22 protein-coding genes are annotated in these 26,860 nt (G+C 38.5%); 5 read left to right on the top strand and 17 right to left on the bottom strand.

Annotation, left to right across the window (positions count from 1 at the left end; translation table 11 throughout):
* Positions 1 to 1,431, top strand: a complete 1,431-nt coding sequence (pyk, locus tag V3Z67_RS10305) for a pyruvate kinase (protein WP_330443226.1) — start codon at positions 1 to 3, stop codon at positions 1,429 to 1,431.
* Between the two features lie 98 nt (positions 1,432 to 1,529).
* Complete coding sequence (locus V3Z67_RS10300) at positions 1,530 to 2,312, top strand: Bax inhibitor-1/YccA family protein (protein ID WP_330443225.1); 783 nt, start codon at positions 1,530 to 1,532, stop codon at positions 2,310 to 2,312.
* Positions 2,313 to 2,362: 50 nt separating this feature from the next.
* Here V3Z67_RS10300 and dinB read toward each other — a convergent pair whose 3' ends face one another.
* Together dinB and V3Z67_RS10290 are read right to left on the bottom strand one after the other, a co-directional pair.
* A complete protein-coding gene (dinB, locus tag V3Z67_RS10295) occupies positions 2,363 to 3,463 on the bottom strand; it encodes a DNA polymerase IV (protein WP_330443224.1) in 1,101 nt (366 codons plus the stop codon).
* 29 nt (positions 3,464 to 3,492) lie between these two features.
* Entirely contained in the window at positions 3,493 to 5,535 is a 2,043-nt protein-coding gene (locus V3Z67_RS10290; protein ID WP_330443223.1) for a recombinase, read from the bottom strand.
* A gap of 90 nt (positions 5,536 to 5,625) precedes the next feature.
* Here V3Z67_RS10290 and V3Z67_RS10285 point away from each other — a divergent pair, with 90 nt between their 5' ends.
* Entirely contained in the window at positions 5,626 to 6,099 is a 474-nt protein-coding gene (locus V3Z67_RS10285) for a CYTH domain-containing protein (protein ID WP_330443222.1), read from the top strand.
* Positions 6,087 to 7,061, top strand: coding sequence for a YpdA family putative bacillithiol disulfide reductase (locus V3Z67_RS10280; protein WP_330443221.1), 975 nt, complete (start codon positions 6,087 to 6,089; stop codon positions 7,059 to 7,061). The genes V3Z67_RS10285 and V3Z67_RS10280 overlap by 13 nt, the downstream gene beginning before the upstream one ends.
* On the opposite strand, the gene V3Z67_RS10275 is transcribed toward V3Z67_RS10280, so the two are convergent.
* Positions 7,058 to 8,107 carry a PA0069 family radical SAM protein gene (locus tag V3Z67_RS10275; RefSeq protein WP_330443220.1) on the bottom strand — a complete coding sequence of 350 codons (1,050 nt, stop codon included), beginning with the start codon at positions 8,105 to 8,107 and terminating at the stop codon, positions 7,058 to 7,060. The genes V3Z67_RS10280 and V3Z67_RS10275 overlap by 4 nt on opposite strands.
* A 134-nt stretch (positions 8,108 to 8,241) precedes the next feature.
* Between V3Z67_RS10275 and V3Z67_RS10270 the strand changes: the two genes are divergently transcribed.
* Positions 8,242 to 8,562: a hypothetical protein gene (locus V3Z67_RS10270; RefSeq protein ID WP_330443219.1), complete on the top strand. Its 321-nt coding sequence runs from the start codon at positions 8,242 to 8,244 to the stop codon at positions 8,560 to 8,562.
* Here V3Z67_RS10270 and V3Z67_RS10265 read toward each other — a convergent pair.
* The 14 genes from V3Z67_RS10265 to V3Z67_RS10200 all read right to left on the bottom strand — a co-directional run bounded on the left by V3Z67_RS10265 (position 8,559) and on the right by V3Z67_RS10200 (position 26,833).
* Positions 8,559 to 8,993 (bottom strand): hypothetical protein, encoded by a 435-nt coding sequence (locus V3Z67_RS10265; protein ID WP_330443218.1) that lies wholly within the window; start codon positions 8,991 to 8,993, stop codon positions 8,559 to 8,561. The genes V3Z67_RS10270 and V3Z67_RS10265 overlap by 4 nt on opposite strands.
* A 215-nt stretch (positions 8,994 to 9,208) precedes the next feature.
* Entirely contained in the window at positions 9,209 to 10,615 is a 1,407-nt protein-coding gene (locus tag V3Z67_RS10260; RefSeq protein ID WP_330443217.1) for a TolC family protein, read from the bottom strand.
* Positions 10,616 to 10,627: 12 nt separating this feature from the next.
* Positions 10,628 to 13,780 (bottom strand): efflux RND transporter permease subunit, encoded by a 3,153-nt coding sequence (locus tag V3Z67_RS10255; protein ID WP_330443216.1) that lies wholly within the window; start codon positions 13,778 to 13,780, stop codon positions 10,628 to 10,630.
* Between the two features lie 30 nt (positions 13,781 to 13,810).
* Positions 13,811 to 14,932 (bottom strand): efflux RND transporter periplasmic adaptor subunit, encoded by a 1,122-nt coding sequence (locus V3Z67_RS10250; protein ID WP_330443215.1) that lies wholly within the window; start codon positions 14,930 to 14,932, stop codon positions 13,811 to 13,813.
* Positions 14,922 to 15,440: a GbsR/MarR family transcriptional regulator gene (locus tag V3Z67_RS10245; RefSeq protein WP_330443214.1), complete on the bottom strand. Its 519-nt coding sequence runs from the start codon at positions 15,438 to 15,440 to the stop codon at positions 14,922 to 14,924. The genes V3Z67_RS10250 and V3Z67_RS10245 overlap by 11 nt, the downstream gene beginning before the upstream one ends.
* 132 nt (positions 15,441 to 15,572) lie before the next feature.
* A complete protein-coding gene (locus tag V3Z67_RS10240) occupies positions 15,573 to 16,010 on the bottom strand; it encodes a septal ring lytic transglycosylase RlpA family protein (protein WP_330443213.1) in 438 nt (145 codons plus the stop codon).
* A gap of 75 nt (positions 16,011 to 16,085) precedes the next feature.
* Positions 16,086 to 16,526: a hypothetical protein gene (locus V3Z67_RS10235; protein ID WP_330443212.1), complete on the bottom strand. Its 441-nt coding sequence runs from the start codon at positions 16,524 to 16,526 to the stop codon at positions 16,086 to 16,088.
* A 122-nt stretch (positions 16,527 to 16,648) separates the two neighbouring features.
* Positions 16,649 to 19,240: a TonB-dependent receptor gene (locus tag V3Z67_RS10230; RefSeq protein WP_330443211.1), complete on the bottom strand. Its 2,592-nt coding sequence runs from the start codon at positions 19,238 to 19,240 to the stop codon at positions 16,649 to 16,651.
* Positions 19,241 to 19,522: 282 nt separating this feature from the next.
* Complete coding sequence (gene pgi, locus V3Z67_RS10225) at positions 19,523 to 21,172, bottom strand: glucose-6-phosphate isomerase (protein ID WP_330443210.1); 1,650 nt, start codon at positions 21,170 to 21,172, stop codon at positions 19,523 to 19,525.
* Positions 21,172 to 22,413 carry a M23 family metallopeptidase gene (locus V3Z67_RS10220; RefSeq protein ID WP_330443209.1) on the bottom strand — a complete coding sequence of 414 codons (1,242 nt, stop codon included), beginning with the start codon at positions 22,411 to 22,413 and terminating at the stop codon, positions 21,172 to 21,174. The genes pgi and V3Z67_RS10220 overlap by 1 nt, the downstream gene beginning before the upstream one ends.
* Before the next feature lie 21 nt (positions 22,414 to 22,434).
* Complete coding sequence (locus V3Z67_RS10215; protein ID WP_330443208.1) at positions 22,435 to 23,367, bottom strand: tryptophan 2,3-dioxygenase family protein; 933 nt, start codon at positions 23,365 to 23,367, stop codon at positions 22,435 to 22,437.
* A gap of 4 nt (positions 23,368 to 23,371) precedes the next feature.
* Positions 23,372 to 24,139: a DUF3108 domain-containing protein gene (locus V3Z67_RS10210; RefSeq protein ID WP_330443207.1), complete on the bottom strand. Its 768-nt coding sequence runs from the start codon at positions 24,137 to 24,139 to the stop codon at positions 23,372 to 23,374.
* A 306-nt stretch (positions 24,140 to 24,445) separates the two neighbouring features.
* Entirely contained in the window at positions 24,446 to 25,606 is a 1,161-nt protein-coding gene (gene hppD, locus V3Z67_RS10205) for a 4-hydroxyphenylpyruvate dioxygenase (protein WP_035133201.1), read from the bottom strand.
* Positions 25,607 to 25,675: 69 nt separating this feature from the next.
* A complete protein-coding gene (locus tag V3Z67_RS10200; RefSeq protein WP_157484762.1) occupies positions 25,676 to 26,833 on the bottom strand; it encodes a homogentisate 1,2-dioxygenase in 1,158 nt (385 codons plus the stop codon).
* Between the last annotated feature and the right edge of the window lie 27 nt (positions 26,834 to 26,860).

Raw genomic sequence — 26,860 nt, 5'->3', positions numbered from 1 at the left:
ATGCCAACAAATAAAAAAACTAAAATTGTAGCTACACTGGGACCTGCCTGCAGCACAAGAGAGGTAATTAAAGACATGATTGATGCAGGTGTAAACGTTTTCAGAATAAACTTTTCACATGCCGACTATGAGGATGTAAAAGAACGCATCAGCATAATCAGAGGTCTAAGCGACGAATTTGGTTATAATACCGCTATACTTGCCGACCTTCAGGGACCAAAACTAAGGGTGGGGGTAATGAAAGAAGATGTTGTGGTAGACAAAGGTGATGTAATCACTTTTACAACCGCACAGGATATACTTGGTACTGCTGAGAAAGTATACATGAACTACAAAGAATTCCCTAACGATGTAAATCCGGGAGAAAGAATATTACTGGATGACGGTAAACTTATCTTTGAAGTTCTTGAAACCAATAAAACAGACGAGGTTAAAGCCGTTGTTGTACAGGGCGGACCTTTAAAATCGAAAAAAGGAGTTAACCTTCCTAATACAAAAGTTTCTTTACCGGCTCTTACCGAAAAAGACGTTAAAGATGCCATCTTTGCAATTAAGCAGGAAGTTGACTGGATTGCTCTTTCATTTGTAAGAACTCCAAAAGACCTTGAAGAGCTTCAGGATCTTATTTCTGAGCATTCAGCTTATAAAATTCCAATCATTGCTAAAATCGAAAAGCCTGAGGCTGTAGAGAATATCGATAAGATTGTTGCTTTTTGTGACGCACTTATGGTAGCTCGTGGTGACCTTGGTGTTGAGGTTCCTGCACAGGAAGTACCACTTATCCAGAAAAAACTGGTTCACCGCGCTAAAACTGCACGTATCCCTGTAATCATCGCTACGCAAATGATGGAAACTATGATTACAAGCCTTACTCCTACAAGAGCAGAGGTGAATGACGTAGCAAACTCGGTTATGGATGGTGCCGATGCGGTAATGCTTTCAGGTGAAACATCTGTAGGTAACTACCCGGTACAGGTTATTGAGAAAATGACTCAGATTATCGAATCTGTAGAAGATTCTCCACTAATCTCAGTTCCTCAAAACACACCACAGGTTAGAACCAAGCGTTTTATAACAAAATCTATTTGTTATCACGCTGCACAAATGGCAAACGTAATTAAAGCTAAAGCCATTTCAACACTAACAAACAGTGGTTATACAGCATTCCAAATCTCTGCATGGAGACCAAATGCACACATACTTGTATATACTTCTAACAAGCGCATACTTGCACAAATGAACCTTTTATGGGGGGTTAATGCTTTTTACTATGATAAACTATCTAGTACTGACGAAACTGTAGAAGACGTTAATGCAATTGCGCATGAAATGAATTTTGTAGAAAAAGGCGATATGATTATTAACCTTGTTGCTATGCCGGTTATAGAAAAAGGTATGGTTAACACGCTTAGGGTTTCTGAAATAGAGTAGCCTTCTGCTAAAAATAAATTTTAACTAAGCCTGCCTTTAAGCAGGCTTTTTTATTATGTAAAGAAGATATATATTTGATACTGTAAAAACAATCGCACATGAACCTTAAATCTAACAATCCGTTTTTAAAAAATAAGTCGTTTTCAAAACCTGCAGAAACAACTGTTTTTGATGAGCAAGGTCGTCCGGTACAGATAATTGATTACAACGAGACAATGACTGTTAACGGAGCTATCAATAAAAGTTTTATCCTGTTAGCCATGCTAATAGGAAGTGCAGCTTATACTTGGTGGTTGTCTGCAAACGGACAAAACCCAATGTTATTAGGCATAATTGGGGCATTACTTGCTCTAGTAATGGTTTTAATAGCATCATTTAAACCTAAATACTCTCCTTACTTAGCTCCTGCTTATGCTTTATTTGAAGGACTTTTTATAGGGGCCATATCGGCATTTTTTGCTGCAAAATATTACCCTGAGATTATTATCCAGGCCGTTGCCGGCACCTTTGTAACCTTTATTGTATGCTTAGCATTATACAGGTTTAAAATAGTTAAGGTTACCGAACAGTTTAAATCAATAGTAGTAGCTTCAACTTTTGCCATCGCAACCTACTATTTAGTTAGTTGGGTTATCAGCCTGTTTACATCGTGGCAACCGGTTCATTATGGTAATTCACTAATGAGTATAGGTATTAGCGTTTTTGTTATTGTGATAGCTGCACTTAATCTTTTCCTTGATTTTGATATGATTGAAACCGGAGCCAAAAGAAGACTTCCAAAATACATGGAATGGTTTGGAGCAATAGGATTAATGGTGACACTGGTATGGCTGTATCTTGAAATATTACGATTATTAGCCAAACTATCAAGCAGAGACTAAGTAATTTTATAAAAATATTTGAGCCGACTATTAGTCGGCTTTTTTATTTACTAAAAATCGAACCTAAGTTGTACGGCAATCTCTTTTTTCTTCTCCTCCCCTTCTTTCTCCTCATTGTTAAGGTTTGCCAATGATATCCCAAGTAATCTTACCGAATCTTTTATCTTTTCCTGATACAAAAGCTCTTTAACCGTTTCCATTATAAGTGCCCTGTCCGATATATAGTAGGGCAATGTTTTGCTACGGGTTTGCACGGTAAAATCGCTGTATTTAATTTTAAGGGTAACGGTTTTACCGGCTATCTTTTTCTTTTGAAGCCGTTTATCAAGTTCTTTGGAAATATCATCCAACTTCTCAATCATAAACACTTCCGAAACAAGATTTTCAAAAAAAGTATGCTCTGTCCCTACCGATTTTACTATCCTGTCAGGTTTAACGGCACTGTTATGAATACCCCTTACCACATGATAGTAATATGCTCCTGATTTCCCGAAATGCTCCGTTAGGTATTCAACACTCTTGGCTTTTAGGTCGGCTCCGGTAAAAATACCCAGTTGGTACATTTTTTCCTGAGTCACCTTACCTACTCCGTAAAACTTGCCAATAGCGAGATTTTCTAAAAACTCCAGTACCTCATCAGGATTAACCGTTTTTTGTCCGTTCGGCTTATTATAATCACTCGCTACTTTAGCAATAAATTTATTGATGGAAATCCCTGCTGAGGCCGTTAGCCCTGTAGTATTAAAAATACGCTGCCTTATCTCCTCGGCAATCATAGTCGCACTGGGATTACCTTTTTTGTTTATAGTAACATCCAAATAAGCTTCATCCAGCGAAAGCGGTTCGACCAAATCAGTATAATCCAGAAAAATTTTCCTTATCTGATAAGATACTTCCCTATAGCGCTCAAATCGCGGTCGTACAAATATAAGTTGCGGGCATTTCTTTTTGGCAAGATAACCGCTCATGGCACTGCGAACTCCAAACTTACGTGCCTCATAACTGGCTGCTGCTACCACTCCCCTGCTGGAACCTCCACCTACAGCAATAGGTTTCCCGCGAAGCTCTGGATTATCCCTTTGCTCCACAGAGGCATAAAACGCATCCATATCCACATGGATTATCTTTCGTAAGGGCTCCTGCAGTTCCATACGGTAAAATTAAATCATAAAAGCTAAAATTAAGCCTTATTCTGGCTTTTCATACGAGGGAAGAAGAAAGTGGCAGGTCTGCGCTTAAAATGCGCCCAAATGGAGCTTATTATAGGCCTAACCTCAGAGAAAGGAATATTTCTGGAACGGAACGCCAGCCCCATAGAAAGGCCAAAGCTAACAAGGAAGTTAATTAACCCGATAATACCTATACCGAAAATACCCCAAAACAGCATCCAGCCCGATACGTTATAGTTAGCCCCATAAAGCCCTAAAGCAAGGTTACCACTGGCAAAAGTAATGTGTCGAATATCCAGGTTAAGTCCAAGGAATATCCCTATAGAGGCAGTACTTCCCATAAAAACACCAAACCAGAAGTTGGAAACAATACCCGCCCAACGCCTTTCATACCATTCAGATAATTTTTTGGTCTTTATACGGCCTATACTCAGTTTTAAAAGCGGATGCTCCTCAATACGGTAATACATCTGTTCGTGTTTATCCCTATTAGCAACACTACCTGCAATAATACCCGAAAGGAAAAGAAAAACCCCGGCAATCGCAGCATGTAATATAGCTAGCGAATGTATAGGGCTTAAATCGTTAATAAGCTTATACCATTTGGTTAATGCCAGGTTATAGTCAAAAACAATATCAATAAGCCAGATACCCAGTAAGGCAACCGGAAAGGCAAACAGTACATTGCCTACAAAAGCAATAAACTGAGAGCGGAATACCCTGGCAAAGAACTCCGCAAAACCCTTGTGTTTTTCATCTTCATTATCGTCTGACTTGCGCCCTATTTCCAGCGAACGTATCAGTGCAGATGCTGTCATGGCAGGCTGTTTTGTAGCAAGGGTAAATCCGCAAAGATAAATCCCTATAAAGGCAAGTGCATAATTTAGGCTGTAAAAAAACGCATGTCCAAAAGCACTATTATCCATTTTAGAAAGGAAAACCTTTAAAATACAGGCTATACCCACAATAATACCACCACCTGCTGCCGTCCAGAACATCCTGAAATAATCGGCTCGGTCTTTTGTAATATAATGTTCTCCCGTAATTGCAGTATGTTGGGTAACTTCATAAGAAAGCAACTGGGTACTTTCACTAATCAGTTTCCTGACATTGGTTTTATCGCAATTGTATTCAATCAGGTCGAGTGCAAGTTTAATAGAGTGTCTTCGGGCATCATCGGCATCGTTCAACACCAGTAACGGCAAAAGTGTTTGTAGCCTGAACAACTGTTGTCTTATACGTAACAGGCTTTGGTTTACCCTTAACGATATACCATATTTCTCGCTGTTCTTAAAGGCAATCTGTACATAATCTATACACTGCTTATGCAATATCATGAGCTGCTTGTAACCTAAATCTTTCTGATCAAGAAAGTTGTTTTTATCCTGAATAAGCTTTTCGGTAAGCAGGGCAAATTCTTTTTGGATTTCAAGGAAAGGGCTTTCCATATTCTCGTATTCGGGAACCATTTTTATCACATCGCTTTCCAGTGCACGCCCGGCAATTCGGTGTAGGGTAACATCTATAGCAAAAAGCAGTTCGGCGAGCGGACTTTTATTTGCTACCGATGTATAAATGGAACTGAACTTAATTAAATCAAAAACTGCCTCAATTTGCTCATAAGGTATTTTTCTGATCCATAACGGATCTGTCTTCACAAAAAACACCTGATTCAAAACATATTCCAGTGTATCCTTTTTAGGCTGATCGGGAATAAATTTGGCAAAAAGCCTTTTTTTAACCTCGTAGAAAAAGTCGGCATCCGTAAGTATACCCGCATCCGTAAGTATTTTACTGAATTTCTTCTGCTTCAGTATGCCTTTTAAGTATTTGGAAAAACCGGCACAGTAATGCTCATTATCCCTTAGCAGTAATATAAGTTCACTTATATCAACCGAATAAACCTTACTGAGTTTTTTAGGACGGATAATATCTACCAGTTCTGCCAGCAAATCAACCTCATCCGCTTTATATTCCCACAGGTTGTTTTCTTCAAAATTTAATTCGAAAAATTCTTTCAGGGTAGCTTTACGTCTTGATTTTTTTAACTTCATAGGGCAGAGGCAGGTATTAGTATGCTTGCGTAAAAATACAAATAGGACTTTATATTTTCACTACCTTGCGTATATTTTTAGTATTTGATTATGATTGAAATTGAACGAAAATTCCTTGTACTTAACTCCGACTTCAAAAATGAAGCTTCAAATCATAAAAGGATAGTTCAGGGCTATCTCAATTCTCACCCTGAAAGAACCGTAAGGGTACGCATTAAAGGTGACTGCGGCTACCTAACGGTTAAAGGAAAAGGAAATGAACTGGGCACTACCCGTATGGAATGGGAAAAAGAAATCCCCCTACAAGATGCCGAACAGCTTTTACAGTTATGCGAACTGGGTAGTATTGACAAGATACGATATGAAATTCCTTATGGTGACCATATTTTTGAAGTGGATGAGTTTTTTGGTGATAATAACGGACTTATTATTGCCGAGGTAGAACTTAATGATGAGAATGAAACTTTTTTAAAACCCGCATGGCTGGGTGAAGAAGTAACAGGAGATAACCGATACTACAACTCTTACCTTAGCCAAAATCCCTATACCTCATGGCAAAAATAAACACTTATGATCTTGTTATTGTTGGCGGTGGCCCCATAGGTATGGCCTGTGCCATAGCTGCACAGCAAAAGAGACTTAATTATATTATACTGGAAAAAGGCGCTTTAGTAAACAGCCTGTTTAACTACCCGTTGTACATGACGTTTTTCTCTACTGCCGAAAAACTGGAAATAGGTAATATTCCGTTTAACTGTATAGCCCCAAAACCGGGCAGGCAGGAAGCGCTGGAGTACTACCGTAATATTCAGCGTTATTTTAACCTTAATATAAAACTGTTTGAAAAGGTACAAACCATAAATAAAGCTGACGAAATATTTACAATAGCTACAGATAAGGCAAGCTATACAGCAAAAAATGTGGTGGTCGCTACCGGATTTTATGACATTCCTATATACATGGATGTACCCGGTGAACAATTACCTAAAGTAAGTCATTACTACAAGGAAGCTCACGAATATGCCTTTGGGAAGATACTTATAGTGGGTGCCAATAACTCATCGGTAGATGCAGCACTTGAATGCTGGCGAAAAGGTGCCGATGTAACTATGGTAATACGAAAGGATGAAATTAATCCAAGAGTAAAATACTGGGTTAAGCCCGATGTTGAAAACCGAATAGCCGAAGGTAGTATCAAAGCTTATTTTAACTCAAACATTACCGAAATAAAAGAGACCGAGGTAGACATACTCACTCCTAATGGAACTGTTACTATTGAAAATGACTTTGTTTTAGCCCTTACCGGTTACAGGCCAAATCTCGAATTTATACAGCAATGTGGTGTCAATATAAGTAATGACAGTAACCTAACACCGGAATATAACCCTGAAACCATGGAAACGAATATAACAGGGCTATATCTTGCCGGAGTAGTATGTGGCGGTATGGAAACTCATAAATGGTTTATAGAAAACTCAAGGGTACATGCTGATATGATTATCAATAACATTATAAACAACAACTAAAAAAGACTGAGTTGCTCGCCCTTAGTACCATCAAACAGATGTGTGGCCAGTGGCTTCATCTTTTTATCCTTAAAATATTTTTGGCGGGCTATCTTAAAGGTATTGTGTATCACATCTGCAATATTACCTTCACCTGCCATTCGTTTGGCAACATTTTTTTCACCAAGCTTACCACCGTGTAGCGATGCTATTTGATTTAGCACTTTATCTTTTCTGTCGGGATAATGCTCATCAAGCCAGTCAATGAAAACAGGTTCAACCGTATCGTTAAGCCTAACAAGGGTATAACCAAAACTATGTGCTCCGCTTTTTGCAACAGCTTTGGCAGTGGGTAAAATATCCATACTGTTTAATCCGGGGATTATAGGCGCTATCATTACAAACGTCGGTATCCCTGCTTTAGATATTGTTTCGAGTGCCTGTAACTTGGTTTTGACAGATGAAGTTCTGGGCTCCATTTTTCGTCTCAAATCCTCATTTATAGTCGGGATACTTAGCGCCACTGTTACCAGATTCTTCTCTGCCAGTTGAGTAAGTATATCCATATCGCGGGTTACCAGTGCATTTTTTGTTAGTATGCTAACCGGATGCCGATACTCCAAACAAACTTCCAGCAACCCTCTCGTTATTTTAAGTTTTCGTTCAACAGGCTGGTAACAATCGGTATTACCCGATAGCATTATGGTTTCTGGTCTGTATCCCTTTTTCTTAAAAAACTTCTCGAGGAGTTCGGGTGCATTTCTTTTAGCCAGTATCATCCGTTCAAAATCCACTCCGGCACTATATCCCCAGTACTCATGGGTAGGACGGGCATAGCAATAGGCACAGCCATGCTCACAACCCTGATACGGATTCATGGAATAAGCCATAGGTAAATCAGGATTTTTAACTTTGTTTACAATGGTTTTTGGGTATATGTTCTGTATTTTGGTTTTGGCTACAGCCTCTTCAAAATCATCATCATAAATGGATTTTTCATATCTGTTTTTCTCAAAATGGTTATGAATATTGGCAACAGCCCCCTGCCCTTTTATCTCCTTTTTCATCTTTACCTCCTTATTTTCAGCTAATATAAAAACTATAAGATTATTTTCTTACAAATTAAAAGAAAATATTATCAATTGGTTTGGTTGTTAAAAAATAAACAGATAATTTATATTTGCCATATATACTTACAAATATGACCACAACCAATTTTACCCTTAACAATACTGCCATAACCGTATACCAAAACGGATTAGAAGAAACCATAACCTTTAACGGAAAAAGTGTTTCCCAAAAAAATACTCTTTTTGGAACAAGACATGAATTTGTTATCGAAAATGACAACTACGAAGTAATAACTGCCTTTGATTATACCAGCCGATGGGATAACAAAGTACAGTTTAGAAAAAACGGTAAATTACTTGAAGAAAAAAGAATGCAGGCTGGTTTCCTAACGCAAACAGCTGCGCTTATAATACTGGCAACAGCAACAATTTTACTGCTAAAAATCTTCTAAGCCGTTAACTGCTTTTTGAATGTATGGGCATCAAACTGAATGGACGATTCTACCGCGGTTATAAACTCATATTGATAATCAAGCTTCATCAGGAAATCTTCCACCTGCTTGCGGCTTAATTTAGACTCTGTAAGCTTCATTTCCTCCTCATGAGAATATTCTATATGGTGTTTCTCCTTAAAGGCTTCCAGAAACTCTGAAAATGTAATATCGTCATTTTCAAAAGCATTATACGACCACACATTGTTTTCAGTTATATACTGTTCGAGAGCTAGATAGAATCTATGACTGTTTTCCCTATTATTCCTGAAAAGCTTTAAGGCTTTTTTTCGCATGGAATAAACATTTGAATCTTCAAAAACATTCGTTACATAAAACAACGCAGCCATAATGAATGCAGTTGTTATCATCAGCATAAAATTCATAGTCATAGTTATTAGTGATTCGAGACAAATGTATATTAAAAACAATCACAAAATGAGAGAATTATAACTTTTACTATTTTTATAATTTGGATATCATAATTTTATACTTTGTTGCATATTTATCATTAAAAAAACAAAACCGCCCGATAAAATATTCCTTATCAGACGGTTTTACATAAAACAAACAATTAATCAAATAATTCGGAGTACACCAAATTATATTATTTCCAACCTCCGCCTAACGCTTTGTAAAGGTTAATTATAGCAAGGTATTGCTGGTATTTATTATTAACCAAATCAAGGTCAGCGCTTAATGCACTGTATTTGGCTGTAAGTGATTCCAAATAGTTTACAAGACCATACTCCAGTAACTCATCAGAATAGTCAGACGCTTTTCGTAACGATTCAACCTGTTTCTTTCTTATGTCCAGCTTTTTAGTCTCATTGTTATACTGAGCAAGAGCGTCAGACACCTCTTTACCTGCATTAACAAGAGTTTGCTGGAACTGAATATACGCCTGCTGTTGGTTTGCTTTAGCAACCTCATGCTGAGTTCTTATTTGTCTCTGGTTAAATATAGGCTGTGTTAAACCACCTACTATATTAGCAAATAATGAGTTTGCGTTAAACCATTTATCAACCTCTAAACTTTGTAAACCTCCCGTAGCGGTTATAGTAAACTGCGGATAAAAGTTAGCCCTTGCCACATTGGTAAGTTCAAACTTATTGATAAGGTTATACTCGGCAGCAACCACATCAGGTCTGTTACTTAATAAAGAAGTAGAATATCCCAGTTTAATTTCCGGATTAAGATCATCCGGATTAAAAGGACTTCTTTCAATCTCATGAGGTGCCTCTCCTAAAAGAAGACTCATTGCATTCTCAACCAAAGTAATATTGGTTTTCAGGTCTTCAATAATAAGCTCTGTAGCATATTTTTGAGCCTCCGTTTGCTGTACGGCAACCTCATTAACACTACCCGCTTCTTTAAGTGCAAGAATAGCTTCTACACTCTCATTACGGTTTATTAGCGATTCTTCGGCAACCTTTAACTGTGCATCAAGACCAACCAACTGGTAATAAGTTGCAGCGATATCTGTAATCACTCTGGTTTTTACTGCCTGGTTAGCGGCTATGGTTTGCATGTATGACGCACCATAGGCACGTTTGTTACTGCGAATTTTACCCCAAACATCTGCTTCCCACGATAGTGTGGCACTTAACTGGTACTGATCTAATGCTCCGTTAAAGAAACTACCAAACTGACTGTTTCTTGAAAGTTCCTGGTGCGTTAGGTTTGCCGTACTGCTAAGTGTTGGGAAATATCCCATTTTAGCCTGTTTTAAGTAGGCCTCTGCTGCCGTTACGTTTTGTATGGCCACCAGCATGTCAAAATTATTTTGAAGGCCTTTATTGATGTGTCCCTGTAAAACAGGATCGGTAAAGAGCTTGTCCCATGCCACATCAGCCAGCGAAGTGCTGTCCTGAGCTATAACTTCTGTTCTGTACAGGTTTTCGGCCTTTACATCAGGTCTTTCGTATTTTTTGGTTACAAGGCACGACTGCATTAACAAACCGACACCAACCAAAATAATTACCCTGTATATTTTAAAACTTTTTTTCTTCATCTGAAACTTAGTTTATGCTTCATTATTTTCTGTTTCAACAAACTTAGGTCCGCCCGAAATCCTTTCCTGTAATCCCTGGAATATTACAAACAGTACAGGAATGATAAATACCCCAAATACGGTACCTACAAGCATACCTCCTACTGCACCCATACCAATGGAACGGTTACCTACAGCACCTACACCATTTGCAAGTGCAAGTGGTAATAAACCGAAGATAAAGGCAAACGAGGTCATAAGGATTGGTCTTAAACGCGCCTTAGCACCTTCTATGGCCGATTCGGCGAGGCTCATACCGTGTCGTCGCCTCTGGATGGCAAACTCAACAATAAGGATGGCGTTCTTAGCGAGGAGACCTATAAGCATGATTAGTGCTACCTGGAAGTAAATATTGTTTTCCATTCCGGCAAGTTTCACGAACCCGATTGCCCCTGCAATACCCACAGGTAACGAAAGGATAACCGATAACGGTACTATGTAACTTTCATACTGCGCACTTAACAGGAAGTACACAAATATTAAGCTTAACAGGAATACACCCATTTGCTGATTACCTGCAAGAATCTCTTCACGCGTCATTCCCGAGAACTCATAGGTATATGTTTTTGGAAGGTGCTGTGCAGCTACTTCCTGAATCGCCTTAATAGCATCACCCGAACTGTAACCGGGATTTGCCTTACCGTTTACATTAACCGCCTTTAAAAGATTGAAACGGGCAACGGCTTCCGGACCATAAATCTTTTTAAAATCTATAAACTGACTAATGGCAACCATTTGCCCGGAGGCATTACGCACATAAACATTGTTTATCGATTTTTCATCCGCTCTTGAATCCGGCTTAGCCTGTATCATTACACGGAACTGTTTACCAAATCGGTTAAAGTCTGTGGTATAAAGACCACCGTAGTACCCCTGCATAGTATTGAATATATCGCTAACAGATACTCCGGCATTTTTAGCCCTTTCCACATTAATATCCATTTGATATTGAGGGAAACCAGGGTTAAAATTGGTTATGGCATATTGCACTTCGGGTCTTTTAGACAACTCAGCAAGGAACTCATTAGCCACTTTACTTACTGTTGTCCAGTCGTCATCACCTTTATCCTGAAGTTTAAACTCAAAACCATCGGCAGTACCAAATCCCTGTACACTTGGTGGTGTAAAGAATAACGCCCTTGCATCTTTAAATCCGGCTGTACGCCCAAACAATTCTTTTACTATAGCATCTACCGACTGATTGTCTTCTGTCCTTTCACTCCAGTCTTTAAGTTTGATTACAGAGAAAGCATAAGAACTACCATTGATACCGTTAAGTAAACTGAAACCAACAATATTCATCCTGGCTTCTACCATTGGCATAGAAACCAATATTGAATCCAACTGATTTACTGCTTTTTGGGTTTTCTCTAACGTTGTTCCCGGAGGCAGTGTAATATCGGCCATGATTATACCACGGTCCTCGTTAGGAATAAATCCTGTAGGGGTAGTTGTGAAAAGGAAATAGGTTATACCTGTAAATACAAGAAGTCCTAATACACCAATCCATTTTCTTTTTATAAGGAATCCTAGTGATTTACTGTACTTATTATTCATAGAGTCAAACCCGGCATTGAAAGCGATAAAGAACCTGTCTTTAAAGTTTTTCTTTTTACCGTGTTCATGCTCGTCATGAGGTTTAAGGAAAAGTGCACAAAGAGCAGGACTAAGCGTTAACGCATTTACTGCCGAAATTAAGATTGATACAGCAAGTGTTATGGCAAACTGCTTATAGAAAACCCCCGACGGACCATTAAGGAAGGATACAGGAATAAATACTGCCGACATTACCAAGGTAATGGAAACGATAGCCCCTGATATTTCACTCATGGCAGAAAGGGTTGCCTCTTTTGCAGATTTGGCACCTTCATCAAGTTTGGCATGCACCGCCTCTACAACTACGATAGCGTCATCCACAACAATACCAATTGCCAGTACTAATGCAAACAGCGTTAGTAGGTTTATAGAGAAGCCAAACAACTGCAGGAAGAAGAAAGTACCGATAATAGCAACCGGAACCGCTATAGCAGGAATTAATGTAGACCTCGCATCCTGAAGGAAAAGAAATACTACAATAAATACCAGTATAAATGCTTCAACCAATGTATGGCTTACCTTGTCAATAGATGCATCAAGGAACGTTTTAGTGTTGTATGGTATTACATATTTTATACCCTCAGGGAAACTCGCCTTACTTTCTTCAAGAATAGTATTAACCTCGTCAATAATATCATTAGCGTTTGAACCTGATGTCTGGAATATACCAATAGCAACACCTTCGTTACCCATACCAAAGTTCTTAGAACCGTAGTTAAACGCCCCAAGCTCAACAGTAGCAACATCCTTAAGCCTTAAAAAGTTTCCGTTACCTATTGCCTTAACAACAATATCCTCATATTCCTGTGTGGTAGAAAGTCGGCCTTTATATTTTATTACATACTCATAAATTCCATCGGCATTTTCACCAAATTTACCCGGTGCTGCCTCTACATTCTGTTCCTGAAGTGCTGCCTGAATATCTTTAGGAGAAAGATCATAAGCCGCCATTTTTTCAGGATCAATCCATATACGCATAGAGTAATCTCTTGCTCCAAATACGTTTACCTGACCTACACCTTTTACCCTTTGAAGACTTGGTACAAGATTAATTTTTGCGTAGTTCTGTACAAAAGTACCATCATATTCCTTGTTTGTGGAATACAGTGAAAGGAACATAAGCGCACTGGTTTGACTCTTTACTGTTGTAACCCCTGTTTGCAGTACCGCCTGAGGCAGTTTACTGTTAGCACGTGCCACTCGGTTTTGTACATTTACCGCAGCAATATCAGGATTAGTACCCAGTTCAAAGAAAACGCTTATTTTACCTGTACCGTCGTTTGCGGCAGAAGAGGTCATGTAGGTCATACCTTCCACACCGTTTATTTCTTCTTCCAGCGGTACAATAACACTGTTTAATACCGTTTCTGCATTCGCACCAGTGTAGGTAGCAGTTACCTGAACGGTTGGAGGGGCAATTTCGGGATACTGTTCTACCGGCAACGACATAAGCCCCAGTATACCCAAAATGGTTATCAATATCGAAATTACGGTACTTAGTACCGGCCTTTCTATAAATGTTTTTAGCATAATTTATTATTTTTTGCGGAGTATCAGAACTTATTTTTTGGCTGCAGCTTCTGCACCTGCTGCCGGAGCCGCCTGTTTTTCGCCAGACTGAGGAACAATTTCCTGACCATCCCTTAGTTTGGTAGCTCCCTCGGTAACAATAACATCGCCGGCATTTAATCCTTCCGAAACGATATAATCAAGACCTGATGTTGTACTTGTTGTTATAATAGTAGATTTAACTGTGTTGTCTTTATTGACAACATAGATCATCTTTTTACCCTGCATATCCATAACCGCATTTTGTGGCACAAGGATAGCATCCTTTTTTTCTATTGGTAAGCGAACCACACCACTGCTACCGCTTCTAAGTATACTTTGCGGATTAGGGAATTCTGCCCTGAACTCGGTTGTACCGGTTTGCGGGTTTACTAATCCGTTTACAGTTTTAAGCCTCCCTTTTTCCTCATAAACAGAACCGTCTACAAGTACAAGGCTAACTTCTGGAGTATTTTTAAGTTTTTCAGCAAGCGATTTACCGTCAAACATCCTTGTAAAATCAAGCATTTGCTTTTCATTCATTGTAAAGTAAGCCCTCATCACTTTAGTGTCAGACACTGTTGTAAGCGGCATCTCCATAGCAGAGCTCACAAGGCTTCCTTCTTTATAAGGAAGTCCGCCTATCACTCCGTTTACCGGAGAAGTAATAGTCGCATAACCTATGTTTGCAGCAATTGCACTGTAGCTTGCTTTAGCCTGAGCCAGCTGTGCTTTTGCTGTTTCCAGCTGTACATTACTTATAATTTTACGGTCAACAAGCGGTTTAAGCCTGTCTACCTCAACCTGAGCAGCATCTACACTGGCCTTTGCAGCGGCAGCATCTTCGTTAAGGGTTTGGGTTTCCAGCCTGAAAAGCAGCTGACCTTTTTTAACTTCCTGCCCTTCATCCACATATATTTTTTGGATAAAACCGGAAACTTTAGGTCTAATCTCTACATTTTGCTGACCCTGCAGGTTTGCTGTATATTCTTCATATATTACTGCATCCTGCTTCGCTACGGTTTTAACAGGGAAAGGCATAGGTCCCATTTGCGGGGCCTGTTCCTGTTTTTTACCACATGCTGTTACCATTAGCATAGCGGCTATTGCACCTAAAAATGATTTATTTCTCATTACTAACACTTGAATTAAATTGATCTAATCTGTTTTTCTCTATTTCCTTAAACTGTTGTATTGTTTTTTGCAAAAGATTTTCTATCTCTAAAACGTGTTCCTTATACGTTTGTAAATGCATCATATCAAAACGTTCAAACGGACAAGACGCAGTAGCCTCCCTATACTTAAGCATTTTCTCAACCAATACCTTTTCCTGACCTACCATTTTCGCGTACCCCTCTAGTCTTTCACTAAATGGCGCCGGGCGAAAATATTTTTTACGGTCTCCGGGAAGTGTATAATAAACTATCTTCCCTATTTTTAAAAGTAAATTAAGGTTTGTTGAAATAGAACTTTTACTTGCCGAAAGCTTTTCTACTAGAGTATCAAAAGTTATCCCCTGCTTACTGTCAACTATAAGTGTACCCAATATCCTGCCTGCTAAAGGTGGTAAATTGTAATTGGTTTCGAAATGGATTCCAAACAACTCCACCAATTCATCTCTATCCTTACTTAAATTTGACATGTTAATGAATTTTTTTGCAAAGGTATAAACTTTAGTTCGGTAATCACCGAACTAAACGAACTAATTTTGTGTTAATTTTTTTTTAAGATAATTTTAACCAATAAAAAACCGGCCTGTAAAGCCGGTTAATAGTCATTCTATTATTTCAATTTTCACTTTTAAAGTGCCATGATTTTTATTACCCGTTATCTCCATAAATGCCTTTTTCGTGAGATCAATTTCAAGTTTCTTGCTAAAAGGTCCTCTGTCATTTACGATTACGTCAACATATTTCCCATTGGTTAAGTTAGTAACCCTTACCTGGGTTCCAAACGGAAGGCTTTTATGTGCAGCTGTATATTTAGTATTATCAAAGCGTTCTCCACTACTGGTTTTGCGCCCGTTAAATTTATCATGGTAATAAGTGGCAATCACATCGGTTTTGTAAGACTTTAGGTTTTGTGATACAGTATCACTAACGCGATTTACAACAAAGGCTTTAGTATGCGCGCCAAAAGCAGTATGAGAAGAGAAGCTACTCAAAACAAAAATCACTAGTAATAAAAAAGTGAAGGGCAGTACTTTTTTCATAGACATAAATTTAAGCCTTTTTCACAAATTGAATGCCATAAAATAAAAAAGGGTCGCCAAGCGACCCAAAATATTTTAATTAAACCATGCGCTCCATGGTATCCTGCTTAACAGGAGTACTAAGGCAATGGCATACATATAACCAATTTTTTTAAATTTAGCCTGACTGTCTTCAGTCTTTTTATGCTTAGACCATCCTATTGTAATAAGTGCAATAGCAATTATATTAATAAGCGGGTGCTCTACAAGGTATAATCTCAATGTACTGTCTTTCATTACAGCTCCCATACCAGCCTGTTTAGCGTTATCAAAATAAGGAGACACAAAATAAAGCACTATTCCCAGCAAAAGCTGAATGTGTGAAAAAATAAGTGCTATCATTGATATTTGCCTGTCTTTTGGCGTAAATACCCTTTTTGAAGACAATCCTCCAAAAGCATTTAAAGTGGCTATTAAAAGAAGTCCTAAAGTGGCATATGCCCAGTAAGAGTGTAACCCTAAAATGGAATCGTACATAAAAGTTAGTTTTTGTTTTCTACTTATACAAAAATAGAAATTTTATTGTTGGATACTATAAAAAAATAATCCCCGATACAATCGGGGATTATTCTGAAATTAATAACCTGCTTATATAGAAATTAGAAATTAAATCTCATAGCAAAGTTCCAGGTAGTACCATTACCAAAAAATACATTATTACTTGTATTGATTCCTTTATACGATTCGTCTCCATCTTCAACAGCTCTTGCTGAAGTCATTTCTGACATATAAACTTCCCCAAAAAGGTTGTTTACGTTTAAACGAAATGATAATGATGTTTCTGTAAAGTTGATTTTATAGGTAGCTCCTGCATCAAAAATATCGTATGAAGGAAGTTCAATATTATTTTTAACAACAGCTGTACTGTAAAGGTTGTCGTAGTTTCTCCAGTCAACATCTACAGATAATCTTTGAGTAGCTTTATATACTAAACCAAAACCATAAGTAGTTTGTGCTCCACCACCTACTTTACCACCTTTAACATCAATAACCTCTTCTTCAGTAAGGTTTTGATCCTGGTCAAAAGTCCTTTGGTAAATATTATCGTCATAAGTCCAGTCACCAAACGAACCGAAACCTCTTACATCAAGGAAAGTAAACGGGTGTGCCATGAAATCGATCTCAACCCCTTTATGAAGCTGTACCACACCAGAGTTATTAAAGTACACTCTGTCACCAGTAGCCTCATCACCGTCTGAAGTTGTAGTAACACGATCTTTCCACTGAGTGCTGTAAAGGTTAAGGTTGGCATCAAAGTAAGTGCTTCTAAATCTGTAACCAGCTTCAAAACCTGTTACTTTTTCGTTTTTAGTTAACGGGTTCACATCATTACCATAGTTTAGGTAAATGTTGTCGTGGTATGGTTGTCTTGAATAATGACCTGCATTAACAAACACAGTATGATTAGGTGTTATAACATAGCTGGCACCACCTTTAATATTGAAACCGGTATTGTTTACTTTAGCCGATTCTTCTTCAGCCTCTACATAACCGAATCTGTCCCAACGCACGTGCGACTGGTTAGATACCGCACCCTGCACGTATGCAGAAAAGTTATCAGTAGCATATTCTACCTGACCGAAAACACCACCGTAGCTGATTCTTTCGCTATAGTCGTAGTTTACTTTCTGGTTGTCATCTGCTTTATCAAATAAAGAACTCCAAGGCTTAGCGCTAAATGCATCTGTTACAATATAACCTCCAGGGTACTGTGCGTTATCAGTAGTTTCCCATCCGTTAAGACCTAAGAAATGGTTTATAGTTCTGTAGTGATCTCCTTTGTATGTTCTTAAATCGATACCTGCGTTGTAGCTAAGTTCATCTGTAAGTTTGTGGTTAAAGTTAGATACCACTCCGTACCAAGCATGGTTGTTAACTGAGTTACGGATAGCATAACCACCGTTACTTAGTGAACCTATAGCTCCAGGAAGAGCAGAGTTATTTCCTGAAATAGCATCAAAATCAACATGACCGTCAGCAGTTCTTACTCTACCGCTACCCCAGTTACCGGTTCCACCACCACGTCCCCATGAAGCGTAAAGCACTGTAGAAAGTTGCATAGCATCGTTAATATTGAAGTCCCAGTTAAAATTAGCTACAGGCTTGTGGTAGTAGTTTCTTCTTTCTGTCATATAGTCACCATTGTAGTAACCATAGTTGTTATTGTATTTTCGACCATGAACAAGATAATCTGAAATACGCTTTGTAAAGTTTTGATCGTGTTGCTGCGGTGCACCAAAAATAAGGAAGTTGAAAAGGTGTTTTTCATTTGCTTTGTAACCTACAGATACAAAGTAGTTTTGTCCTTCACCATAAGTACCACGGTTGTATCCGTCACCACTCCATTTAGTAAGTAATGCACTAAAACCCCACCCGTTTTCCATCATACCTGTGTTGTATGATACTGTATTCTTCATAAAGTTGTTGTTACCTACAGTAGACTGAGCAAAACCACCCTGTCTAAGCTGTGTAGCTTTTGTAACAATGTTTACAGTACCCCCTACAGAAGAGATAGCAAGTTTAGATGAACCTAAACCTCTTTGTACCTGTACAGAGCTTGCAACATCTGTCATACCACTCCAGTTAGACCAGTACATGTTACCGTCTTCCATACCGTTGATTGGCTGACCATTTAAAAGGAACGCCGTATTGGTTTGGTCAAAACCACGAACATATACTTTAGAGTCTCCAAAACCACCTGCCTGGCTTGCAACATACACTGAAGGTGTGTTTTTCATTACCTCAGGAAAATCCTGACTACCTGATTTCTGCTGAATTTCCTTGTAGCTGATTTTAGATACAGCAACAGGTGTTTTCCTGTCTTCTTCCATATCAATAACTCCAGATCCAACAATTACAACCGCATCAAGTTCTTCGGCATCAATCATTAATTTGATTTCACCAACATTAAATGTTTGTCCCGGTGTAATAGTAAAAGGGATAACCCTTGTTTCATAACCAATAAAAGAGATAATAACATCACCCGATGTTTTACTGGTTTTAAGTGTAAAGCTACCATCGTCATTTGTAGTAGCTCCGTCTGCAGTTCCTCTAACCACTACATTAGCTGCCATTAACGGTAAGTTGTCCTGTCCGTCTACAACTTTACCTGAAATTGTTTCCTGTGCAAATGATGCTGCTCCCAGCAACAACATTGTTAAGGTCATCAACAAGTGTCTAAAATTCCTCATGTTTTTTGCGCGTGTTTAAGGTTTCGGGCGCAAAAATTATCTTTTACCCTCAACCCAAGGTTAAGACATTATTAAATACTATCATGTTTACAAAATATTGATAATCAATCAACTATATATTAAGAAAAACTTAAAAAAGTAACTCTTTGCTTTACTTTGGGATAAACATTTATTCACGCATTAGTAACCTGTTTTTTTTGTTTACAGGCATAAAAAAAGCCCGAAATTGCTTTCGGGCCTCTGTTTTATATATAACTTAAAAACACCTGAGTGTTTTTTTTGCTAATATTTCTTATTTTTAAGAAAGTAATTTAACAGGAATTCGGTAGAGTTATCATGCTGCTTAACGTCTCCCGAATGTATCTCATCCAGAATAGAATTAGCGAGTTGTTTACCTAATTCAACACCCCACTGATCGTAACTGAAAATGTTCCATATTACACCCTGTGCAAATATTTTATGCTCATATAGTGCAATAAGCGCCCCAAGTGTCTCTGGCGTAAGTTTATCAATTAAAAGGGTATTTGTAGGCTTGTTACCGGTAAACACCTTAAACGGAAGTAAAAACGCAGCTTTATCGCCATCTATGCCCTGCTTTACAAACTCAGCCTTAACCTGAGCTTCGGTTTTACCATTAAGTAATGCCTCAGTTTGAGCAAAGAAGTTAGACATCAGTTTATCATGATGGTCTTTATTACCGTGTAAAGGCTGTACAAAACCAATAAAATCGGTAGGAATAAGCTTAGTTCCCTGATGTATTAACTGGAAGAATGCGTGCTGAGAGTTTGTACCCGGCTCTCCCCATATAATAGTACCGGTTTGGTACTGTACCGGGTTACCGTTACGGTCTATACTCTTACCGTTACTCTCCATTATACCCTGTTGCAGGTAAGGTGCCAGTTTTTGCAGGTACTGTGTGTAAGGTATTAAAGCCTCGCTTTCGGCACCAAAAAAGTTGTTATACCATACACTTAATAATGCAAGCACAACCGGTATATTTTTATCATGTGGAGCCGTTTTAAAGTGCTCATCCATATCGTGTGCACCTTTAAGCAGTTCGTCAAAGTTTTCAAAACCTACAGCAAGACTGATTGAAAGACCTACGGCACTCCACAGGGAGAAACGTCCGCCAACCCAATCCCACATAGGGAATATGTTATTTTCGTCAATACCAAACTCGGTAACCTTCTGTATGTTGGTAGATACAGCCACAAAATGCTTCGCCACATCCTCCTGCTTAGCCGATTTAAGGAACCATTCCCTTACCGTTTGAGCATTAGAAAGTGTTTCCTGAGTGGTAAAGGTTTTAGAAACAATAACAAAAAGTGTAGTTTCCGGATCCAAACCTTTAAGGCTCTCCATAACATGGTCACCATCTACGTTTGAAATAAAACGCACCTCAAGGTTATTTTTATAGTAAGCAAGTGCATCTACAACCATTGCAGGCCCTAAATCACTACCGCCTATACCAATATTTACCACATGGGTAAATGCTTTACCGGTATAACCTTTTTGAGAACCGTTTATAATACCGTCACAAAATCCTTTTATTTTATTTTTTACGGCATATACTTCCGGCATTACATTAACACCGTTTACTTGTACACCAGCACTTTCGGGTGCACGTAATGCAGTATGAAGTACTGCTCTGTTTTCTGTCCTGTTAATGGCATCTCCGGCAAAATAACTATCTATAGCCGATGCCATCCCTGACTCCTCAGCCAGTTTCAGTAAAAGGGAAAGTGTTTCCTCGTTTATTATGTTTTTAGAGTAATCTACTAAAAAATCATTCCACTGAATGTGGAATTTTTCGCTCCTGCCTTTATCGGCAGCAAACATCTCCTGCATGGAGGCATTTTGCATATCGGCAAAATGCTTTTGTAATTCCGTCCAGGCTGCGGTACCTGTAGGGTTGATATTTTCCATTGCCATTACTTATTATTATTTAATTTGAGGTTTGAGATACTGTCTAATTCTTTTCTTAAAGGCTTCATGTAAGCCTCATATCTTGGCATGTGCTCTTTTTTCATTGGGTCAGAGCTTGTAAACTTCTGTTTCAGGGCATCTACCTGTACCCCGTTTTTCCAAAAACGGTAACAAACGTGTGGTCCGGTTGCCAAGCCTGTACTACCTACTTTACCAATTATTTCTCCCTGACTTACCCTTTGCCCTGTTTTAACCAAAATTTTTGACATGTGGAGGTACTGAGTAGAATAAGTACTGTTGTGCCTGATTTTTACATAATTACCGTTACCGGCTGTATACCCGGCTCTTTCTACAACCCCTGTAGCCGTGGCCATAATAGGCGTACCTGTAGGAGCGGCATAATCGGTACCGTTATGCGCTTTCCAGCGTTTTTGTACCGGGTGAAAACGCCTTGGTGTAAAGCGCGAAGAAATACGGCTAAACTTAAGCGGTGCTTTTAGGAACATACTTTTAAGCGCCTTACCATTCTCGTCATAATAATCGTAGGTTTTAGCAAGCGTGTCCTGTTTAAAAGGGAAGGCATAAATTTTGTCGCCTTTATATTCAAAGTAAGAGCCTTCTATATTTTTGATTCCGGCATAAATGGTATCACTTATAAACGTTTCGTTAATGATAACCCCAAACTTATCGCCTTTTTGTATCCTGAAGAAATCGACACTCCAAGCATAAATCTCAGAAAGCTCCTGTGCCAGTGCTGGCCCAACTCCTTCTTTTTGCAGTGTACCTGCCAGCGAACCTTCAATCTCCCCTACAATTACCCTACGCTTTACCGATACAGGACGTTTCTTTTTATGTACCACTACCGAATCCCTTAAATCAATAACATAATAGCTAAGTTTATTAGGCTGATATACAAACGCCTTAAGGTTATGTGGCGCATTTTTATCCTTAAAAAGTGTATAGGGCTTACCTATCCTTATATCTCTAAGGTTAAAGGTATCCCTAATTTTTTCGGTAATATTATGGATAGCTGCTGCATCAAAGTTTTGTTTAGCCATCAATCCACCAAAAGTGTCTCCACTTTTAATGGTATCATGCACTACCTGAAAACTATCTACAACAAAGCCAAATTCTTTTCTTATTTTTTTAACCTCTTTCTTTGCTACGGGTTCGGGCTTAGCGTCCTTTTCCTCTTTTTTACAGGCAATAAAAGTGGTTAGCAATAATATGAAAGTAAGATATCTCAAATTAGATGTTTTATGCGGTTATTATACGTTCTCTCCCCAGTTCTTTAACTCCTCCTCACTCCATAATTCAGGGAAAAATATCCTTCTTTGGTATTTAGGATGCATATATTTTTTCCAGTCGCTTCCTCCGGTTGCTTCCTGCGGACCTGAAACGCTTTCAATATATTTTTTTGCCGTATTGTAGTGCCCCATTACCCAGGTAACATTTACCGTATAATCATAATGACGCATTGCTTTTACAAGTGTAACATCTTTTTGCGTTTCTTCAGGAAGTTGTTTGAATTTCCTCCAAATGTTTATGGTGTTGTATTCTTCCATAAAGCGAAGGAATTCACCTTTATATCTTTTCTCAAACTGCGATAATAGGTATGATTTCTCTCCTGTTTTATAATCTTTCCCTGCAGCCTGCCAATATAAATGCTCTAAGGCATGTTCATAAGGCGTATTTCTGTCAATATCAGCTCTGTACCTGTAGTCTATAAGATTGATAAGATCTGTAGAAGCAAACTCGATAAGACGGTATTGCGCACTTTGGAATCCGCTCGCAGGCGTTAGTGTATTTCTAAACTTCATGTATTGATCTACCTCCATACCATCACCCATAATATCAAACGAGGTGGTGAGCATATCAAAGTAACGGCTAATACGCATTAGCTTTTCGGTAAAGTAAGCCGTTTCCGGTTGTTCGGTATGGCAAAGCTGTTCTACCTCCCACAATATCATTTTAAACAACAGCTCGTTTACCTGATGGTACATTATAAAAACCATTTCATCAGGAAGTGTAGTCCTTTGAGTTTGCAGGTTTAATAATGCATCGGTTTGTATATAATCCCAGTACGTTATGGGTTTTGCCCAAAGAAGCCCTTCAAGATGGGTTTCTGTTTTCTGGTTTATTGCCTTAAATTTTTTTTCAAGATCGTTAAGCTGTTGCTCTATTGCGGGTGTAATGTCCATTGTGTTATTTAGATTTAACTTTAAAAGAGTGGCTAAGCCCTTTAAACTCGTCCAAATCTGCCTTTAATGAACCCACTGCTAAATCGGCCTTTATCCTTAGAGGAATCCTGTTCCCATCGTTTGAAATCCAAACAGTTAAACTCTCCTCTTCCTTAAATACACGGCCTGCCTGAACATAGGGTCTGAATATCATGGCAGAAACGGTCCCAAATTTAGTTTTTATATCCTCTCGACCAAGGAATTTTAACTTAAACTTCGTCACTTCTTCATCAAAAAACATGTCTACTTCTATAAAGCCCCCCACTTTAAGGTCGTCAACCTCAGGGTGGTTCCTCAAATAGTAGAACACCGACACGATATCCTGCACGTTTTCAGGCACCTTAAAGGTTTTTTTCGTATCGTTTTTATAGTCGTTTACGGTTACCGTATTACTGGACTGGTTAAAGAAACCTTCCTGGTTTTTGGTATATCCGCCTTCGTCTATTTTCCTTATAAACTGGTAAGGCTTACCGGTCTCCTTATCAAAATAACTCTGATAATCATCCTTTACCTTAAAAAACAGTTTTGCTGCACCTGTAGTATACCCTTTACCTACTACGTGAAATACTTTTTTATTTTCACGAACGGCATCTTTAACCTCGAGGGTGGCATACCCGGCATTTATAAAACCGTAATGGATTCTGAATTTAAAATACTCGCCCGCAGAAAAGGCGTTTTGAGAATAAACATTACATATTGTAAAGAACAAAATGGCTGTCATTAACTTTTTCATAGCAATTATCTAACTTTTTGATGTTTTACAATAGTAAATTACAATTTTTGTTCCAAAAATACTAAACAAAAAAACCCAGCCAAAATTAATGACCGGGTTTTTATGCTATTAACCAACCAAAAAACTATAAATTATGAAAATTACTTTTCACAAAAAAGTGAGCTCACTACAGCTCCCTTTTTGCGAGTGCAAAAGTAGATAGGTTTTTAAAAAATTCTCTCTAAAAAATCAACTTTAACACATATTCCTCAAAAAATAAACCTTTAGATGGTTTAAAATTATTAACTATATAAAAATAAGTAGCTTTTATAACGTTCCTCGCAATGCTTGTTCTCTCTCAATCGACTCAAACAGAGCCTTAAAGTTACCTGCACCAAAGCCTCTTGCACCCATTCTCTGAATTATTTCATAGAAAAGTGTAGGACGGTCTTCAACCGGTTTGGTAAAAATTTGTAATAAGTAACCTTCCTCATCAGCATCAACCATGATACCTAAACTCTCAAGAACACTAATATCCTCTTTCATGATACTCATGTGTTCACCAAGACGGTTTGGCACTTCTTCATAGTAAGTATGAGGCGGTGCAGAAAGGAATTCAACACCTCTTGCTTTTAATGCGCTTACTGTTTTAATGATATCATCGGTAGCGATAGCAATGTGCTGTACACCTGGACCACCATAGAAATCAAGATATTCCTCAATCTGAGACCTTTTAGCCCCTTCTGCAGGCTCATTGATAGGAAATTTAATCCTACCGTTACCGTTAGACATTACTTTACTCATAAGAGCAGAATATTCTGTATGGATTTGCTTGTCATCAAATGAAAGGAAGTTAACAAACCCCATTACATCTTCATACCACTTAACCCAGGTATTCATTTCGTTCCATCCTACGTTACCTACCATGTGGTCTACAAACTTAAGACCTGTTGGCTCTGGGTTGTAGTCAGATTTCCATTCTTTATACCCCGGCAAGAAAGCTCCTTTGTAGTTTTTACGCTCTACAAACATGTGTACTGTTTCACCATAAGTGTAGATACCTGCACGTACCACTTCACCAAACTCATCTGTCTCAACAGTTGGCTCCATATATACTTTAGCACCTCTCTTAGTAGTTTCCTCAAAAGATTTTCTTGCATCTTCTACCCAAAGTGCTACGATTTTAACACCATCACCGTGTTTAACGATATGATCGTTTAACGGAGAATCAGCATTTAACGGAGTTGTTAATACTAAACGGATTTTATCCTGAACAAGCACATAAGATGCTCTGTCTTTTAAACCTGTTTCCAAACCTGCATAAGCATGCGACTGGAATCCGAAAGCTGTTTTATAATAGTGGGCTGCCTGTTTAGCGTTACCTACATAAAATTCAATATAATCTGTTCCTAAAAGCGGAAGGAAATCCTGTGCTCCTTCAAATATTTTTTCTAAGCCGTATTCAACGCTCTTTACTTCTTTGCTCATAGTTTCAATATTTTAAGTTGTCCTGCCAAAGCAGGAAAACGTTTTTGTTTTGTTTGTTATTTTTAAAAATTACTCTACCCACGATTTATAGTATTGACCATCATCTAAGCCCATAGCAGCTTTAGTTACTTTAAGCGGACGGAAGGTATCTACCATTACCGCAAGCTCTAAAGTTTCCGTCTGACCGATACTGCGCTCCATTGCCCCCGGTGCAGGCCCGTGAGGAATACCTTTAGGGTGAAGCGTAATGTGACCCTGCTCTATATTGTTACGGCTCATAAAGTCACCGTCTACATAATAAAGCACCTCGTCACTGTCAATATTACTGTGGTTGTATGGTGCCGGTATTGATTTTGGATGGTAGTCATAAAGCCTAGGGCAGAATGAACAAACCACAAATCCGGCAGTTTCAAATGTTTGGTGAATTGGCGGCGGTAAGTGTACCCTACCTGTAATAGGCTCAAAGTTATGAATACTAAACCCGTAAGGGAAGTTATAACCATCCCAACCAATAACATCAAACGGATGCGTAGCATATACTACCTCATGCATCATACCTTCTTTCTTGATTTTGATAAGGAAATCTCCTTTTTCATCATACGTTTCAAGCTGCTCCGGTAATTTAAAGTCCCTTTCACAAAACGGAGAGTGCTCTAAATGCTGTCCGCTTTCATTTTTATAACGCTTAGGCGTGTAGAAAGGCGATGTAGACTCTACATAAAGTAAACGGTTATCACTGGTTTCAAAATCTATTTGGTATATCATACCTCTTGGAATAACTAGGTAATCACCATACTCAAACGGAATGTTACCCATAAAAGTTCTAAGAGTACCTTTCCCTTTATGGATAAACAGCATTTCATCGGCATCGGCATTTTTGTAAAAATACTCACGAAGCGATTTTTTTGGTGCAGCAAGCCCAATGATACAATCATTGTTTACCAGCATATCGGTACGGCTTTCCAAAAAGTCATCCTTTGGCTGGAGCTCAAAACCTTTAAGTAAAAGTGATTTGATGTTTTTTTCGATGGCAATCTCCGGCTCTACAGAGTATGATTTTAAAATCTCCTTAACCTGTGTTGGCCTGTGTACATGGTACAACAGTGAAGAATGTCCGTGAAAACCTTCGGTACCAAACAGCTGCTCGTAGTAAAGTCCGCCGTCCGGTTTCTCAAACTGTATATGTCTTTTGTGAGGGATATTCCCTACTTTGTGATATATAGGCATAATTGAAATTTATTAATTAAACATATT

The sequence above is a fragment of the Flavobacterium sp. C4GT6 genome (assembly GCF_036347315.1).
Taxonomy (GTDB): Bacteria; Bacteroidota; Bacteroidia; order Flavobacteriales; family Flavobacteriaceae; genus Flavobacterium.
This window is presented reverse-complemented; position numbering and strand designations above follow the sequence as displayed.

What these genes read in the sequence shown, in the direction of transcription:
- pyk (WP_330443226.1), top strand. Translation starts at nt 1, where the DNA reads ATGCCAACAAATAAAAAAACTAAAATTGTAGCTACACTGGGACCTGCC.
- V3Z67_RS10300 (WP_330443225.1), top strand. Translation starts at nt 1,530, where the DNA reads ATGAACCTTAAATCTAACAATCCGTTTTTAAAAAATAAGTCGTTTTCA.
- dinB (WP_330443224.1), bottom strand. Translation starts at nt 3,463, where the DNA reads ATGGAACTGCAGGAGCCCTTACGAAAGATAATCCATGTGGATATGGAT.
- V3Z67_RS10290 (WP_330443223.1), bottom strand. Translation starts at nt 5,535, where the DNA reads ATGAAGTTAAAAAAATCAAGACGTAAAGCTACCCTGAAAGAATTTTTC.
- V3Z67_RS10285 (WP_330443222.1), top strand. Translation starts at nt 5,626, where the DNA reads ATGATTGAAATTGAACGAAAATTCCTTGTACTTAACTCCGACTTCAAA.
- V3Z67_RS10280 (WP_330443221.1), top strand. Translation starts at nt 6,087, where the DNA reads ATGGCAAAAATAAACACTTATGATCTTGTTATTGTTGGCGGTGGCCCC.
- V3Z67_RS10275 (WP_330443220.1), bottom strand. Translation starts at nt 8,107, where the DNA reads ATGAAAAAGGAGATAAAAGGGCAGGGGGCTGTTGCCAATATTCATAAC.
- V3Z67_RS10270 (WP_330443219.1), top strand. Translation starts at nt 8,242, where the DNA reads ATGACCACAACCAATTTTACCCTTAACAATACTGCCATAACCGTATAC.
- V3Z67_RS10265 (WP_330443218.1), bottom strand. Translation starts at nt 8,993, where the DNA reads ATGACTATGAATTTTATGCTGATGATAACAACTGCATTCATTATGGCT.
- V3Z67_RS10260 (WP_330443217.1), bottom strand. Translation starts at nt 10,615, where the DNA reads ATGAAGAAAAAAAGTTTTAAAATATACAGGGTAATTATTTTGGTTGGT.
- V3Z67_RS10255 (WP_330443216.1), bottom strand. Translation starts at nt 13,780, where the DNA reads ATGCTAAAAACATTTATAGAAAGGCCGGTACTAAGTACCGTAATTTCG.
- V3Z67_RS10250 (WP_330443215.1), bottom strand. Translation starts at nt 14,932, where the DNA reads ATGAGAAATAAATCATTTTTAGGTGCAATAGCCGCTATGCTAATGGTA.
- V3Z67_RS10245 (WP_330443214.1), bottom strand. Translation starts at nt 15,440, where the DNA reads ATGTCAAATTTAAGTAAGGATAGAGATGAATTGGTGGAGTTGTTTGGA.
- V3Z67_RS10240 (WP_330443213.1), bottom strand. Translation starts at nt 16,010, where the DNA reads ATGAAAAAAGTACTGCCCTTCACTTTTTTATTACTAGTGATTTTTGTT.
- V3Z67_RS10235 (WP_330443212.1), bottom strand. Translation starts at nt 16,526, where the DNA reads ATGTACGATTCCATTTTAGGGTTACACTCTTACTGGGCATATGCCACT.
- V3Z67_RS10230 (WP_330443211.1), bottom strand. Translation starts at nt 19,240, where the DNA reads ATGAGGAATTTTAGACACTTGTTGATGACCTTAACAATGTTGTTGCTG.
- pgi (WP_330443210.1), bottom strand. Translation starts at nt 21,172, where the DNA reads ATGGCAATGGAAAATATCAACCCTACAGGTACCGCAGCCTGGACGGAA.
- V3Z67_RS10215 (WP_330443208.1), bottom strand. Translation starts at nt 23,367, where the DNA reads ATGGACATTACACCCGCAATAGAGCAACAGCTTAACGATCTTGAAAAA.
- V3Z67_RS10210 (WP_330443207.1), bottom strand. Translation starts at nt 24,139, where the DNA reads ATGAAAAAGTTAATGACAGCCATTTTGTTCTTTACAATATGTAATGTT.
- hppD (WP_035133201.1), bottom strand. Translation starts at nt 25,606, where the DNA reads ATGAGCAAAGAAGTAAAGAGCGTTGAATACGGCTTAGAAAAAATATTT.
- V3Z67_RS10200 (WP_157484762.1), bottom strand. Translation starts at nt 26,833, where the DNA reads ATGCCTATATATCACAAAGTAGGGAATATCCCTCACAAAAGACATATA.